The 13,785-nt window shown below is 68.4% G+C and carries 13 protein-coding genes and 1 riboswitch; of the genes, 3 read left to right on the forward strand and 10 right to left on the reverse strand.

The window, feature by feature from the left end:
* Positions 1–68: 68 nt before the first annotated feature.
* From lnt to OEJ37_RS05130, 8 genes are all read right to left on the reverse strand, one after another.
* Complete coding sequence (gene lnt / locus OEJ37_RS05095; protein WP_263343395.1) at positions 69–1,757, reverse strand: apolipoprotein N-acyltransferase; 1,689 nt, start codon at positions 1,755–1,757, stop codon at positions 69–71.
* Positions 1,758–1,809: 52 nt separating this feature from the next.
* Positions 1,810–2,697, reverse strand: coding sequence for an HlyC/CorC family transporter (locus OEJ37_RS05100; RefSeq protein WP_174419752.1), 888 nt, complete (start codon positions 2,695–2,697; stop codon positions 1,810–1,812).
* A 310-nt stretch (positions 2,698–3,007) separates the two neighbouring features.
* Complete coding sequence (locus tag OEJ37_RS05105; protein ID WP_174419753.1) at positions 3,008–3,157, reverse strand: hypothetical protein; 150 nt, start codon at positions 3,155–3,157, stop codon at positions 3,008–3,010.
* A 70-nt stretch (positions 3,158–3,227) separates the two neighbouring features.
* Positions 3,228–3,860: a gamma-glutamylcyclotransferase gene (locus OEJ37_RS05110; protein WP_174419754.1), complete on the reverse strand. Its 633-nt coding sequence runs from the start codon at positions 3,858–3,860 to the stop codon at positions 3,228–3,230.
* A gap of 12 nt (positions 3,861–3,872) precedes the next feature.
* Positions 3,873–4,649, reverse strand: coding sequence for an rRNA maturation RNase YbeY (gene ybeY, locus OEJ37_RS05115; protein ID WP_174419755.1), 777 nt, complete (start codon positions 4,647–4,649; stop codon positions 3,873–3,875).
* Positions 4,650–4,791: 142 nt separating this feature from the next.
* Positions 4,792–5,835, reverse strand: coding sequence for a PhoH family protein (locus OEJ37_RS05120; protein WP_174419756.1), 1,044 nt, complete (start codon positions 5,833–5,835; stop codon positions 4,792–4,794).
* A gap of 33 nt (positions 5,836–5,868) precedes the next feature.
* Entirely contained in the window at positions 5,869–7,242 is a 1,374-nt protein-coding gene (gene miaB, locus OEJ37_RS05125) for a tRNA (N6-isopentenyl adenosine(37)-C2)-methylthiotransferase MiaB (RefSeq protein ID WP_263343397.1), read from the reverse strand.
* 214 nt (positions 7,243–7,456) lie between these two features.
* Complete coding sequence (locus OEJ37_RS05130; protein ID WP_174419758.1) at positions 7,457–8,389, reverse strand: LysR family transcriptional regulator; 933 nt, start codon at positions 8,387–8,389, stop codon at positions 7,457–7,459.
* 146 nt (positions 8,390–8,535) lie between these two features.
* Between OEJ37_RS05130 and OEJ37_RS05135 the strand changes: the two genes are divergently transcribed.
* From OEJ37_RS05135 to ribB, 3 genes are all read left to right on the forward strand, one after another.
* Positions 8,536–9,711 (forward strand): MFS transporter, encoded by a 1,176-nt coding sequence (locus OEJ37_RS05135; protein WP_263343398.1) that lies wholly within the window; start codon positions 8,536–8,538, stop codon positions 9,709–9,711.
* A gap of 217 nt (positions 9,712–9,928) precedes the next feature.
* Complete coding sequence (locus OEJ37_RS05140) at positions 9,929–10,612, forward strand: helix-turn-helix domain-containing protein (RefSeq protein ID WP_263343399.1); 684 nt, start codon at positions 9,929–9,931, stop codon at positions 10,610–10,612.
* Between the two features lie 187 nt (positions 10,613–10,799).
* Positions 10,800–10,948, forward strand: a riboswitch (FMN riboswitch).
* A 118-nt stretch (positions 10,949–11,066) separates the two neighbouring features.
* Positions 11,067–11,777 carry a 3,4-dihydroxy-2-butanone-4-phosphate synthase gene (gene ribB / locus OEJ37_RS05145; protein ID WP_263343400.1) on the forward strand — a complete coding sequence of 237 codons (711 nt, stop codon included), beginning with the start codon at positions 11,067–11,069 and terminating at the stop codon, positions 11,775–11,777.
* 91 nt (positions 11,778–11,868) lie between these two features.
* Here the strand turns inward: ribB and OEJ37_RS05150 are convergent, their stop codons facing one another.
* Entirely contained in the window at positions 11,869–12,555 is a 687-nt protein-coding gene (locus OEJ37_RS05150) for an HAD family hydrolase (protein WP_174419762.1), read from the reverse strand.
* Between the two features lie 179 nt (positions 12,556–12,734).
* A complete protein-coding gene (gene iolG / locus OEJ37_RS05155) occupies positions 12,735–13,721 on the reverse strand; it encodes an inositol 2-dehydrogenase (RefSeq protein ID WP_263343401.1) in 987 nt (328 codons plus the stop codon).
* Positions 13,722–13,785 lie beyond the last annotated feature (64 nt).

A 13,785-nucleotide genomic window follows, 5' to 3' on the forward strand; every position in this document is an offset into this window, starting at 1 on the left:
CCCTTGGGGGGGGCAGCCGGCAAGGCACGTTCGCAAGCCCGTTATCAGCGTGAACAGGCCCTATTGCGTCATGCCTGCTGGTCGCTGCCGTTCTTCCGGCCGTTGCGCCGGCGCAGCCCCGGCCCGAACGTGAAGCCGAACGCGAGCAGCACGAACGACACCGCGAGCACGATGTTGTTGCCGCTCGTCACGTATGGCGTGAAGCCGCTCGTGCCTTCGATCCGCACGTCGAGCGAGCCGATCGTGAACGGCTTCAGCTGGCCGAGCACGCGCCCGTGTGCGTCGATCGCGGCCGTCATCCCGGTGTTGGTCGAACGCAGCATCGGCCGGCCCGTTTCGAGCGAGCGCATCCGCGCGATCTGCAGGTGCTGGTCGAGCGCGATCGTGTCGCCGAACCATGCGAGGTTCGTCACGTTGACGAGCACGCCGGGCGGCTGCGGATTGTCGCGGATCGTTGCGGCGATTTCCTCGCCGAACAGATCCTCATAGCAGATGTCGGCCATCACGGGCTGGTTGTGCACGAGGAACGGCTTTTGCACCGGCGCGCCGCGCGCGAAGTCGCCGAGCGGCATCTTCATCAGGTCGACGAACCACCGGAAGCCCCACGGGATGAATTCGCCGAAGGGCACGAGGTGGTGCTTGTCGTAGTGATAGATGTCGCGCGAGTTCGGCGTCACGCCGTACAGGCTGTTCGTATAGTCGACGTAGCGGCCTTCCTCGGTCACCGACGCGCCGACCGCGCCGAACAGCACGGCCGAGCCCGTCGTGTCGCTGAACTTGCGGATCGCGACGGCGAACGGCTCGGGCAATTCCTGGATCATCACCGCGATCGCGGTCTCGGGCGTGACGATCAGGTCGGCCGGCTTCTCGACGATCATCTGCTGGTACATCTTGATCGCCGCGTCGATGCCTTCCTGCTCGAACTTGATGTCCTGCTTCACGTTGCCCTGCAGCAGCCGCACGGTGAGCGGTGCGTTCGCGGGCACGGTCCACGTGACCTGCGACAGCCCGAGGCCGGCCGCGACGAGCGCGACGGCGACGCCGGCCGGCGCGGCGATGCGCACGCGCCCGTCGCCCGCGCTGCTTTCACGCGCGGGCGACGGGCGCGCGGCGACGAGCGCCTGCACGACCAGCGCGGCGAACAGCGCGAGCACCCACGCGATCCCGTACACGCCGACGACCGGCGCGAAGCCCGCGAACGGGCCGTCGACTTGCGGGTAGCCGCTCGCGAGCCACGGAAAGCCGGTGAACAGCGTGCCGCGCAGCCATTCGCCGAAGGCCCACGCGCTCGCGAACGCGAACGCGCCGTGCCAGGTCGGCGAGAACGGCCGCGGATCGGGTGCGCGGCGATGCCACGCATGGCCCGCGCAGAACGACCACAGCCCGGCCGAGAACGCCGGGTACAGCGACAGGTACAGCGAGAACAGCACGAGCGCGCCGCCCGCGAGCGGCGCGGCCATCTCGCCGTACACGTGCATGCTGATATAGAGCCACCAGACGCCGCTGATGAAGTTGCCGAAGCCGAACGCGCCGCCCGTGAGCGCGGCGCCGCGCCAGCTTGACGTGCGCGTCAGTTGCGCGAAAAACCAGACGAATACGACGAGCTGCAGCCAGCCGCCGTGCGGCGTCGGTGCGAAGCTGAGCGTATTGGCCGCGCCGGCGAGCAGCGCGGCCGGGTAGTGCCAGCGCGGCAGCGCGCGGCCGGGTGCCGGCGCGAGAAGGCCGCCAGCCGGGCGGGACGGGATCGGATCGTCCATGTGAAGCGGAAGTGGGCGAGCGGTTGAAGGAGACGCGGCTGGCGCGGGACGGTCAGTCCTCGTGCGAGGTTTCGGCGCGACGGCTGGTGAGCGGGTTGCGGCGCACCAGCAGCACATGGACCTGGCGCGCATCGCCGCGCTGGATCTCGAACACGAGGTTGCCGAGCTGCAGCTTCTCGCCGCGGTGCGGCACGCGTCCGAAATGATGGGTGATCAGGCCGCCGATGGTATCGACTTCGTCGTCGGGGAAATCGGTGCCGAACGTCTCGTTGAACTGTTCGATCTCGGTGAGCGCGCGCACGCGGTAGCGGCCATCCGGCCCCGCGATGATGTTGCCGGCTTCCTCGTCGAAGTCGTATTCGTCCTCGATGTCGCCGACGATCTGTTCGAGCACGTCCTCGATCGTGATCAGGCCCGCGACGCCGCCGTATTCGTCGACGACGATCGCGAGGTGGTTGCGGTTCACGCGGAAGTCGTGCAGCAGCACGTTCAGGCGCTTCGATTCGGGAATGAACACGGCCGGGCGCAGCATCCCGCGCACGTCGAATTCTTCCTCGGCGTAGAAGCGCAGCAGATCCTTCGCGAGCAGCACGCCGATCACGTTGTCGCGGTTCTCCTCGAACACGGGGTAGCGCGAGTGCGCCTTTTCGAGGACGAACGGGATGAAATCTTCGGGTTTGTCGGCGATGTTGATCGCGTCCATCTGTGCGCGCGGCACCATGATGTCGCGGGCGCACAGGTCGGATACCTGGAACACGCCTTCGATCATCGACAGCGAATCGGCGTCGATCAGGTTGCGTTCGTGGGCATCCTGGAGGATTTCCAGCAGCTCGCCGCGGGATTCGGGCTCGGGCGAGATGAAGTCGGTCAGGCGCTCGAGGAGCGAGCGCTTTTCTTGCGGTTTGTCGGTTGGCTTACGACTGGGATACGAATCGTTCATGGTGGTGCGCCCGGGTCGTGCCGGGGCGCGCTGTCACGGAGTAGGCAAGGATACACCAAGGGCACGACGCGACCGTGTCACACCGGCCGACCGGCCAGGGTGGGCGGCTCGCGCGCGGGCCCGCTCGCGGACGGCCGTGCCGGGCGCGGCATCGTCCTCGTGCCCATCCTATCTCAGAAAAGGGCGGCGGCGCAGCAGCGGCAAAAAACGGGTGCGGGAAAGGCGGGGCAGCGCGGCGCGGGAAGGCGCCCGGCCGAGGCGGCCGGTGACGGTGGCATTCTGCCGCACGCGGGCGCCGTCGGGCCGTGGATCAGAACCGCATGCCGGTCGAGCAGCCGCCGGCGGCCGCGCCGTTGGTCGCGGCGCCGCCGCAGCCGAATATTCCGCAGCCGGACAGCGCGACGCTCGCGGCGACGAGCAGCGCGGCGACCTTGCAGCGCGACCAGTGTGACGGTTTCATCGGTCGTGTCCTCGTTCGAACGGGCGGGCGGCGCGGTATCGCGTGGCGGCAAACCCGGCGTCGCGTTGCGTCACCGGCATCGCGCGAGCAGCCCTTCCAGCGCGCGATCGGGAATGCCGCTCGCGCGTAGCGCGTCGACCGTGCGGCTCACGTAGTCGAGCGTCGTGCCGTAGCGGCCGGCCGCGCAGCCGAACACTTCCTTGACGATGGAGTCGGACAGCTTGCCCGTATAGGTCGGCACGTCGCGGCGCATCACGAACGCGAGCGCGTTCACGCGTTCGCCGTTCTCGAGCGAGCACGGCAGCCACGCGGGCCGGTACGAACCCATCGGCATCTCGCGCTTCCACAGCGTCTCGAGGTGCGGCTGCGCGGTCGGGCCCGCGAGCCGGAACGCGATGCCCGAGCACGAGCCGCCGCGATCGAGCGCGAGCACGAGGCCCGGACGTTCGGGCGTACCGCGGTTCACGCGCGACCACAGGTAGAGCCCGCGATGGTAGCCGTGCACCTTGCCGCGCACGGCGTCGACGGTCGGCAACCCCGGGTTCCAGATCAGCGAGCCGTAACCGAACAGCCAGAGGTCCTGCCGGCCGTCCCAGTCGCGCATCGTGTGCGCGAGCGACGCCGCGAGCTCGTCTTCCGTCAGCAGCCGCCCGTCGCCGATCGACGGCGGGTAGGCGGGCGGGAGCATTGCGGCGTTGCGCATCGTGCGAACGGCTTACTGGTACGGGTTCGGGAAGCCCAGCTTCGCGAGGATGTCGACTTCGAGCGCTTCCATTTCGGCCGCGTCCTCGTCGCTCGTCTCGTGGTCGTAGCCCTGCGCGTGCAGCGCGCCGTGCACCAGCAGGTGCGCGTAGTGGGCCGTGAGCGGCTTGCCCTGGTCGTGCGCTTCCTTCTCGACGACCGGGCAGCACAGCACGAGGTCGCCGATCACGGTGCCGTCGGGCGCCGCGTCGTACGCGAAGGTCAGCACGTTGGTCGGGTAGTCCTTGTGGCGGTAGCCGGCGTTCAGCGTGCGGCCTTCGTTTTCGCCGACGAAGCGCACGGTGAGCTGCGCGTCGGCGAACAGCGCCGGCTCGATCCATTCGGCGATCAGCTTGCGCTTGGGCAGCGTCTTGCGCACGTCGCTCGTGATCTCGTCGCCGTATTGCACGGACAGGTCGAGTTCCGGCTCGCGCAACGCGTCTTCGCTTTCGTCTTCGCGCGGCGCGGGTTCGGCGCCCACGTGCAGCGTCACGCTGTCGTAGTGCTCGGGTTGCAGCGCGAGCTTCGCGCGCATCGCCGGATCGTTGTGCTGCGCGACGATCGCGACGGCCGCTTCCCCCGAGCTGCCCGACAGGTCGAACATCAGGCTGCGGCCGTCCGGGAAGTCGATTCGCAGCCCCTGCGCGTTGACGGTGCGGGCCTTGCCCTTCGCATCGAACAGCGAAAGACGGGGGGATTCGGGCGCGGCGGACTGGGCGCGCCCGGACTTGCGAGAACGGGAGGATTTCATGACGCGTGCGGCGATTGGAACGCGATGAGGATACACCAAACGGCCGATCGCACCCGAATTCGCGCGGGCGAAAAAAAGCCCGGCGCGCCGTCTGGCGGGCCGGGCCGGCAGGCCGGGGCAGCGCGCGGGCGCCGCCGGCCGGTCAGCTGTCCTGGTGCTGCGCGTGGAACTCGTCGTACGCCTCGACGATGCGCGCGACGAGCGGATGGCGCACGACGTCCGCGCTCGTGAAACGCGTGAGCGCGATGCCGCGCACGCCGCTCAGCACCTGCTGCGCCTCGACGAGGCCGCTCTTGTGGCCGCGCGGCAGGTCGACCTGGCTCGTGTCGCCGGTCACGACCGCCTTCGAGCCGAAGCCGATCCGCGTGAGGAACATCTTCATCTGCTCGGGCGTGGTGTTCTGCGCCTCGTCGAGGATGATGAACGCGTGGTTCAGCGTGCGGCCGCGCATGTACGCGAGCGGCGCGATCTCGATCATCTGGCGCTCGAACATCTTCGCGGTCTTGTCGAAGCCGAGCAGGTCGTACAGCGCGTCGTACAGCGGACGCAGGTACGGGTCGACCTTCTGCGCGAGATCGCCCGGCAGGAAGCCGAGCCGCTCGCCGGCCTCGACGGCCGGGCGCGTCAGCACGATCCGCTTGACCTGGTCGCGCTCGAGCGCGTCGACCGCGCACGCGACCGCGAGGTAGGTCTTGCCGGTGCCGGCCGGCCCGATGCCGAGCGTGACGTCGTGCGACAGGATCTGCTTCAGGTATTCGCGCTGCGCGGGCGTGCGGCCGCGCAGGTCGGCGCGCCGCGTGTAGAGCTTCGGCCCCTGATCTTCGAGCGTCTCGTCGTCGAGCTGCACGACGGGCTCGTCGAACGGGTGATCGGGATCGCCGCGGAAGCGCACGTCGAGCGTGTTCTCGCGGCCGTTGCCGGCGGTGTGGCGCACTTCGACCAGCGCGAGCTGGATGTCGTCGACCGACAGCGGATCGCGCGCGCGGTTGTAGAAGTTGTCGAGCGCGGCGAGCGCGAGCTTGGCGCCGCGCCCGCGGATCGTGATCCGGTGGCCGCGCCGCGCGAGCGTGACGTCGAGCGCCTGTTCGATCTGCCGCAGGTTTTCGTCGAGCGGGCCGCAGAGGTTGGCGAGGCGCGCGTTGTCGTCGCGCGGCGCGGTGAATTCCAGTGCTTGGGCGGGCTTCAAAGTGGCGTCGGGTTCCTGTTGGGCGTCAGTCGGTCAATGCGTGGCGGCGCTTGCTTCGCCGCTGACGAGCACGAGCTCGCCGCGCAGCGAATGCGGGTACGCATGGTTGATCTTCACGTCGATCATCTGGCCGATCAGGCGCGGGTGCGACGCGAGCGGCGCCGGGAAATTCACGACCCGGTTGTTCTCGGTACGGCCCGCGAGTTCGTTCGGGTCCTTGCGCGACGGCCCCTCGACGAGGATCTGCTCGACCTTCCCGACCATCGACCGGCTGATGCGTGCGACGTTCTCCTCGATGGTCGCCTGCAGATGTTGCAGGCGTTTGAGCTTCACTTCGCGCGGCGTGTCGTCGTGCAGGTTCGCGGCCGGCGTGCCGGGGCGCGGGCTGTAGATGAACGAGAAGCTCGTGTCGTAGCTCATGTCGTGCACGAGCGCCATCATCTTGTCGAAATCCTCCTCGGTCTCGCCGGGGAAGCCGACGATCATGTCGGTCGACAGCGACAGGTCGGGGCGGATCGCGCGCAGCTTGCGGATCACCGACTTGTATTCGAGCACCGTGTAGCCGCGCTTCATCGCCATCAGGATGCGGTCGGAGCCGTGCTGCACGGGCAGGTGCAGGTGGCTCACGAGCTTCGGCACCTTCGCGTATGTGTCGATCAGCCGCTGCGTGAATTCCTTCGGGTGCGACGTCGTGTAGCGGATCCGCTCGATGCCGGGGATGTCGGCGACGTATTCGATCAGCGTCGCGAAATCGGCGATCTCGGATGCGCCGGCCGTCAGCGCGCCGCGATAGGCGTTCACGTTCTGGCCGAGCAGCGTGACTTCGCGCACGCCCTGGTCGGCGAGGCCGGCCACTTCGGTCAGCACGTCGTCGAGCGGGCGCGACACTTCATCGCCGCGCGTGTACGGCACCACGCAGTAGCTGCAGTACTTCGAGCAGCCTTCCATGATCGACACGAATGCGCTCGGCCCCTCGACGCGCGCGGGCGGCAGGTGGTCGAACTTCTCGATCTCCGGGAACGAGATGTCGACCTGCGAGCGGCCGCTTTCGCGGCGCGCGTCGATCATCTGCGGCAGGCGGTGCAGCGTCTGCGGGCCGAACACGAGGTCGACGTACGGCGCGCGCGACACGATCGACGCGCCTTCCTGGCTCGCGACGCAGCCGCCGACGCCGATCAGCAGGCCGGGCTTCGCTTCCTTCAGCTCGCGCACGCGGCCGAGATCGGAGAACACCTTCTCCTGCGCCTTTTCACGCACCGAGCACGTGTTGAACAGGATGATGTCCGCGTCTTCCGGGGTATCGGTCTTTTCGAGGCCTTCGGCCGCATTGAGCACGTCCACCATCTTGTCCGAGTCGTACTCGTTCATCTGGCAGCCGAAGGTCTTTACGTAAACTTTCTTGGTCATGGGGATTCGCCGTTCGCAGTGGTTGACCTGGGGGCGTCGTCAAGGGTGAATCGGGACGGCCGCGCGCTGCGCGCGAGTTGTGCGCGTCAAGCATGAAAAGCCGTCGGAAAAGCTTTTCATTATAGCTTTTCGCGCTGCCCGGGGCGGCCGGCGGGTTGCCGCCGCGCGACGTCGATCGTCAGGTTCCGACCCTTGAGCCGCGGCTCGCCAGCCGTCAGCGGCACGCGTTCAGCAGGTCGTCGAGTGCGGCTTCCTCGCGCGCGAAGCGTTCGACGAGAAAGTCGAGCAGCACGCGCACCCGCGGCGCCATGTAGCGCTTGCTGTGATAGATCGCGTGCAGCGGCGCGTCCTGGTGCCGCCAGTCGGGCAGCAGCACGCGCAGCCGGCCCGCGCGGACGTCGTCGGCGATGTCCCACAGCGATTTCAGCGCAATGCCGTGGCCGCGCAGCGTCCATTCGCGCGTGAGGCCGCCGTCGTTGGTCTCGAACGCGGTCGCCACCGGCACCGTGTGGATCTGCACCTCGTCGCCGCGCGTGAAGTGCCACGTATTCATCGGGCCGGACGCGATCGTGATCACGTTGCATGGAAATCGGGCCAGATCATGCGGATCGGCCGGCACGCCGTGGCGTTCGACGAACGACGGCGCCGCGCACAGCACGCGCCGGTTCGTCGCGAGCCGGCGGGCGATCAGCGCACCGTCGGGCGGCGCGGCGAAGCGGATCGCGAGGTCGATCTCGTCCTGCCACAGGTTCGACGACGAATCGGACGCGGTCAGCGCGAACGTGACGTCCGGATGATGCGTCGTGAATTCGTCGAGCCAGTCGAGCAACTGGTTGCGGCCGAAATCGGACGTCGACGACAGCCGCACCTTGCCGCCGACGACGTTGCGGCCTTCCTGCAGCATCGCGTCCGCATCGTCGAGCGCCTGCAGCGCCTGGCGGCAGCAGTTCAGGTACAGCCGGCCCTCGTCGGTGAGCCGCAACTGCCGCGTCGAACGTTCGAACAGCCGCGTCGCGGTCTTTGCCTCGAGCTTCGCGAGGCGCGCGCTCGCGGCGGCCGGCGTGAGGTTCAGCTTGCGCCCGGCAGCGGACAGGCTGCCCAGCTCCGCCGCCTCGACGAACAGCCGGATGTCGCCCAGTCGATCCATTCGATTTTCCAGAATTTTTTGAAAATGGTTCAAATGCCACGCCAATTATCAAATATAGGCATCTTCGGGACAATGCGCGCACATCCCGCTTCTTGTGCGGTGCGGCACCGACCGGGCGCCGCGTCCGCCGCCTTCCGGAGAACGTCATGCCCATTCCGCTACTGGCGCTCGCGATCAGCGCCTTCGCCATCGGCACCACCGAATTCATCATCATGGGCCTGCTGCCCGAAGTCGCGCGTGATCTCGCCGTATCGCTGCCGTCGGCCGGCTTGCTCGTCACGGGTTACGCGCTCGGCGTCGCGGTCGGCGCGCCGCTCCTCGCGGTGCTGACGAGCCGCATGCCGCGCAAGGCCGCGCTGCTGTTGCTGATGGCGATCTTCATCGTCGGCAACGTGCTGTGCGCCGCCGCGTCCGGCTACGCGATGCTGATGGTCGCGCGCGTGGTCACGTCGTTCGCGCACGGGTCGTTCTTCGGGATCGGTGCGGTGGTCGCCGCGTCGCTGGTGCCGGCCGACAAGCGGGCGAGCGCGATCGCGCTGATGTTCACGGGGCTCACGCTGTCGAACGTGCTCGGCGTGCCGTTCGGTACGTTCGTCGGCCAGCTGCTCGGCTGGCGCGCGTCGTTCTGGATCGTCGCCGCGCTCGGCGTGCTGGCGCTCGGCGGCGTGGCCGCGCTGGTGCCGAACCGCCACGAAAGCGGGCCGGTCGGCCTCGGCCACGAGGTACGCGTGCTGAAGGAGCCGGAGGTGTGGCTCGCGCTGCTGATGACCGTGCTCGGCTTCGGCGGCGTGTTCGTCGTGTTCACGTATATCGCGCCGATTCTCGAGACGGTGTCGGGCTACGCGCCGCGCTCGGTCGCGTTGATCCTCGTGCTGTTCGGCGCGGGGCTGACGATCGGCAACACGCTCGGCGGCAAGCTCGCCGACCGTGCGCTGATGCCGTCGCTGATCGCGATCCTCGTCGCGCTGATGGCCGTGATGGCCCTGTTCGCGAAGACGAGCCACCTGCCGGTCGCGGCTGCCGTCACCGTATTCGTATGGGGGATCGCCGCGTTCGCGACGGTGCCGCCGCTGCAGGCGCGCGTGGTCGAGAAGGCCGCGAGCGCGCCGCATCTCGCGTCGACGCTCAATATCGGTGCGTTCAACGTCGGCAACGCCGGCGGCGCATGGCTCGGCGGCCTCGCGCTGGAACACGGCCTCGCGCTCGATGCGCTGCCGTGGGTCGCCGTCGCGGTGACGTTCGCGGCGCTCGTCGTCACGTGGCTCGCGATGCGGCTCGATGCACGTGCTCCGGCGCGCGGCGCGGCGCCGGCGGCGCAATGAGCGGTGCGATAGTGGCGTGACAGCGACCACATAGCGGCGTGCAAAGGTTCGCGAGAATCGAATTCCTCCGCGATGCTGATAACGGTGTGAAGATAACTTCGTTTGCCCGCGCAAGGCCGGGTGATAGCGTCTCGATACGCGCCGTTGCAGGCGCAACCCGATTCCGATCCCGGCTTACCCCATACGCAGGGCCGCGCAGCGGCCCGGAGGCAATGCTATGTCTTCATCCCTGGCGCTCGTGCGCGACGTGTCTTCCTTCGAGTCCGGCAATGCCGCCGACGCGCGGGCATCCGCGTCGCTCGATGTCCTCGAACAGGTCGTCGGCGTGAACCTCGCGCGCTTGCGCGCCGAGCGGCAACTGTCGCTCGATGCGCTCGCGCGGTTGTCCGGCGTGTCGCGCGCGATGCTCGCGCAGATCGAGTCGGCGCGCAGCGTGCCGTCGATCAAGGTGCTCTGCAAGATCGCCGCGGCGCTGAAGGTGTCGGTCGCCGCGTTCCTGCGCCGCCATGCGGTGAACGGCTTCGAGCATCTGGCGGCCGAGCGCGCGTCGCGTGTCGTCAGCTCGAACGGCCGTTTCTCGGTGCGCGCGCTGTACCCGGAAGGCGAGCCGGCCGCGGCCGAATTCCACGAGCTGCGGATCGCGCCGCTGCATACGGAGCCCGGCACGCGCCGCGCGCCCGGCACGACGGTCAACCTCGTCGTCAGCGAGGGCACGCTCGAACTCAGCGTGCATGACCGCCGCCAGTTGCTCGCGACCGGCGACGCGATCGTGTTCGATGCCGACCAGCCGTACAGCCTGCGCAATCCGGGCGACAGCGAAGCGCGCGCGTTTCGCGTGACGGTGAGCCCGGAGGTGCCGCCGCGCTGGCTCGTGCCCGACGCGGCGCACGCGGCCGGCTGATCGTGCGGGCCGCACGGAGCGGTTGCGGTCCCTGTCTCGGGCGGGATCGCGGCGCGGCCGTCGGCCGTCTGGAAGATGCCGTTAGACGGGGTCGTCAGTAAGGTTTTAGGTGTTGTTGGCTGCGCGACGCGCGCGGCTGTTGTATGCTTGGCCCGCCGGTGATGGGCAGCCCCCGATCCGGCAATCAGTGCGTCTTCAGGGCGGGGCGAAATTCCCCACCGGCGGTAGGCTGGCGTAAGCCGGCGAGCCCGCGAGCGCCCGCGCCACCGCGCGGGGTCAGCAGATCTGGTCGAATGCCAGAGCCGACGGTCACAGTCCGGATGAGAGAAGATGTGCAGATAGTCATGTCCGCCAGGGCCGCTTCGCGCTGCATGCGAAGCGGGTTGTCGTTCTGTCTGTTTGCAATGCCCTGAAACGTTTTTCGCCCAAATCGTATTTGCGAGGAGCGTTTCACATGTCCTTGATGTCCGTTTCGTCGGCACCCGCCGACGCCTTTGCCGATCTCCCGTTGCTGGATTCCGAACCGGTGCCGCCGCGCATCGCCGCTGCGCTCGAAGCCATGCGTGCGGGCCGCGCGGTCGTGCTGCAGGACGACCACGACCGCGAGAACGAGGCCGACCTGATCGTCGCCGCCGAGCGCATCACGCCCGAGACGATGGCGCTGCTGATTCGCGAGTGCAGCGGTATCGTGTGCCTGTGCCTGACCGACGACACGGTGCGCGCGCTCGAACTGCCGCCGATGGTGCAGACCAACGAGAGCCGCAACGGCACCGCGTTCACCGTATCGATCGAGGCGCGCGAACGCGTGCATACGGGCGTATCGGCGGCCGACCGCGTGACGACGATCCGCGCGGCGATCGCCGACGGTGCGAAGCCGCACGACATCGTGCGTCCCGGCCACGTGTTTCCGCTGCGTGCGCAACCGGGCGGCGTGCTTGCGCGCCGCGGTCACACCGAAGGCACGGTCGACCTGTCGATCCTTGCGGGCCTGAAGCCGGCCGGCGTGCTGTGCGAGCTGATGAATCCGGACGGCACGATGACGCGCGGCGACGACGTCGAGCGTTTCGCGCGACAGCACGGGCTGCCGATGCTGACGATCGCGGAACTCGTCGAATTCCGCGAGGCGCTGGCGGCTGCGCGCGAGGGCTGCTGCGAACCTGCCTGAGCGGGGAGGGAGCGGGCGCGTTCGCGCGCCCCTGACGCGGCGTGCGTGAATCGGCGCACGCCGGGTCGGCCTGTTCCGGCCTGAATCAAAGTCAGGACTGCACGTCGCCGAATTCGCCGCGCATGCCGGCTTCGACGAGCGCCGGCAGTTCGTCCATCTTGCGCATGATCCGCGTGATGCCCATCGCGCGCAGCGCGTCCGCGTAGTTGTCGGGGATATGGCTTGCGCCGACGAACGCGATCGTCTTCATCCCCGCCGCGCGCGCGGCATTCAACCCCGATACGCTGTCCTCGACGACGATGCAGCGCGCCGGCGCCACGCCGAGCGTTTGCGCCGCATGCAGGTAGACGTCGGGGTAGGGCTTGGGCCGCGATACCTGCTCGGAACTGAACACGCGTTCGCCGAAGATCTCGGTGAGCGATGCGCGCTTCAGCGAACTGCGCACGCGCACGAGCCGGCTGTTCGACACGACGGCGGCCGGCAGGCTGACCTTCAGCAGCGCGTCGCGCACGCCGGTGATCGGCGCGAGCGATTGCGCCAGCGCGATCTCGATGTTGTGCTCGATGGTCTCGATGAAGTTGGCGGGCATCTCGACGCCGAAGCGGGATTCGAGCCCCGAGAGGAAACGTGACGTCTGCTGGCCGAACGCCGACTTCGCGGCGGCTTCGAAATCGATGTGCGGGAAGGTGGCGGTCAGCGTGTCGAGCAGCACGCGGTCGGCGATGACTTCGCTGTCGACGAGCACGCCGTCGCAGTCGCAGATGAGGTGATCGAGCATGATGGTGAAAAAGCGGGATATCGGCGACGCCGATCGATTCGCCATCATACGTGCTTTCACGCGCATGCCGCGCGACGTTTCGGCAAATCTGCCCGATGCGGCCGTGCCGTCGCGGCATTTCGTGCAGGTGTGCTGCCGATCGTGCGGCGGCCCGCTTGCACGCGCCGCCGTCGCCTGCGTCACACCTCGATCACGCGCCCCGTTTTCCACGACGTCATTGCGGCCTCGGCCAGCTCGAGCGCGGCGAGCCCGTCATCGATCGTCGTCCTGACCGGCGTGCCGTCGCGCAGCGCATCGACGAAGTGCGCGATCTCGGCCGCATACGCATGCCGGTAGCGCTCGAGGAAGAACGGCTCCGGCACGTCCGACGCGATGCCGTCGGCCAGCCATGCGCTCACCTCGGTCGGCCGCACGTTGCCGGCCTGCAGCATCCCGTTGCTGCCGAGCAGCTCGAAGCGCTGGTCGTAGCCGTAGGCCGCGCGCCGCGACGTGTTGATCTGGCACAGCAGCCCGCGCCGCGTGCGGATCGTCACGGCGGTCGAATCGATGTCGCCGGCATCGAGCACGGCAGGGTCGGTCAGGCAACTGCCCGTCGCGTGCAGCGTCTGCGCTTCGTCGCCGAGAATCCAGCGGAACACGTCGAAATCGTGGATCAGCATGTCCTTGAAGATGCCGCCCGAGCTGCGGATGTAGTCGACGGGCGGTGCGCCCGGGTCGCGACTCGTGACGATCAGCATCTCCGGTGCGCCGATCTCGCCGCGTTCGACACGCGCCTTCAGCGCCGCGAAGGTCGGGTCGAAACGGCGCTGGAAGCCGATCATGCAGGTCACGCCGGTGCGCCGCACGACGTCCGCGCATGCGCGCGAGCGCCCGACGGTCAGGTCGACCGGCTTCTCGCAGAACACGGCCTTGCCCGCGTTCGCCGCCGCGACGATCAGGTCCGCATGCGTGTCGGTGCTCGACGCGATCACGACCGCCTGCACGGCCGAATCGCCGAGCGCTCGCTCGATATCGGCGACCTGCGCGCCGTGCGCATGCGCCAGCGCTTCGGCCGACGGCGCATGCCGGTCGACCACATACTTCAGCTTCGCGCCCGGATGGCGCGCCAGATTCGCCGCATGGATCTTGCCGATTCTTCCCGCGCCGAACAAAGCGAATTCGATCATTCTGTTCTCCTCTTCCCTTGAGTTCGTTGTCTTCTTCCTGTCAGGCCCGCGCCTGGCGCGCACA

This window comes from Burkholderia sp. BKH01, from assembly GCF_025685725.1.
Lineage (GTDB): Bacteria > Pseudomonadota > Gammaproteobacteria > Burkholderiales > Burkholderiaceae > Burkholderia > Burkholderia pyrrocinia_C.

Coding starts and splice junctions, on each gene's coding strand:
- lnt (WP_263343395.1), bottom strand. CDS start 1,757: ATGGACGATCCGATCCCGTCCCGCCCGGCTGGCGGCCTTCTCGCGCCG.
- OEJ37_RS05100 (WP_174419752.1), bottom strand. CDS start 2,697: ATGAACGATTCGTATCCCAGTCGTAAGCCAACCGACAAACCGCAAGAA.
- OEJ37_RS05105 (WP_174419753.1), bottom strand. CDS start 3,157: ATGAAACCGTCACACTGGTCGCGCTGCAAGGTCGCCGCGCTGCTCGTC.
- OEJ37_RS05110 (WP_174419754.1), bottom strand. CDS start 3,860: ATGCGCAACGCCGCAATGCTCCCGCCCGCCTACCCGCCGTCGATCGGC.
- ybeY (WP_174419755.1), bottom strand. CDS start 4,649: ATGAAATCCTCCCGTTCTCGCAAGTCCGGGCGCGCCCAGTCCGCCGCG.
- miaB (WP_263343397.1), bottom strand. CDS start 7,242: ATGACCAAGAAAGTTTACGTAAAGACCTTCGGCTGCCAGATGAACGAG.
- OEJ37_RS05130 (WP_174419758.1), bottom strand. CDS start 8,389: ATGGATCGACTGGGCGACATCCGGCTGTTCGTCGAGGCGGCGGAGCTG.
- OEJ37_RS05135 (WP_263343398.1), top strand. CDS start 8,536: ATGCCCATTCCGCTACTGGCGCTCGCGATCAGCGCCTTCGCCATCGGC.
- OEJ37_RS05140 (WP_263343399.1), top strand. CDS start 9,929: ATGTCTTCATCCCTGGCGCTCGTGCGCGACGTGTCTTCCTTCGAGTCC.
- ribB (WP_263343400.1), top strand. CDS start 11,067: ATGTCCTTGATGTCCGTTTCGTCGGCACCCGCCGACGCCTTTGCCGAT.
- OEJ37_RS05150 (WP_174419762.1), bottom strand. CDS start 12,555: ATGCTCGATCACCTCATCTGCGACTGCGACGGCGTGCTCGTCGACAGC.
- iolG (WP_263343401.1), bottom strand. CDS start 13,721: ATGATCGAATTCGCTTTGTTCGGCGCGGGAAGAATCGGCAAGATCCAT.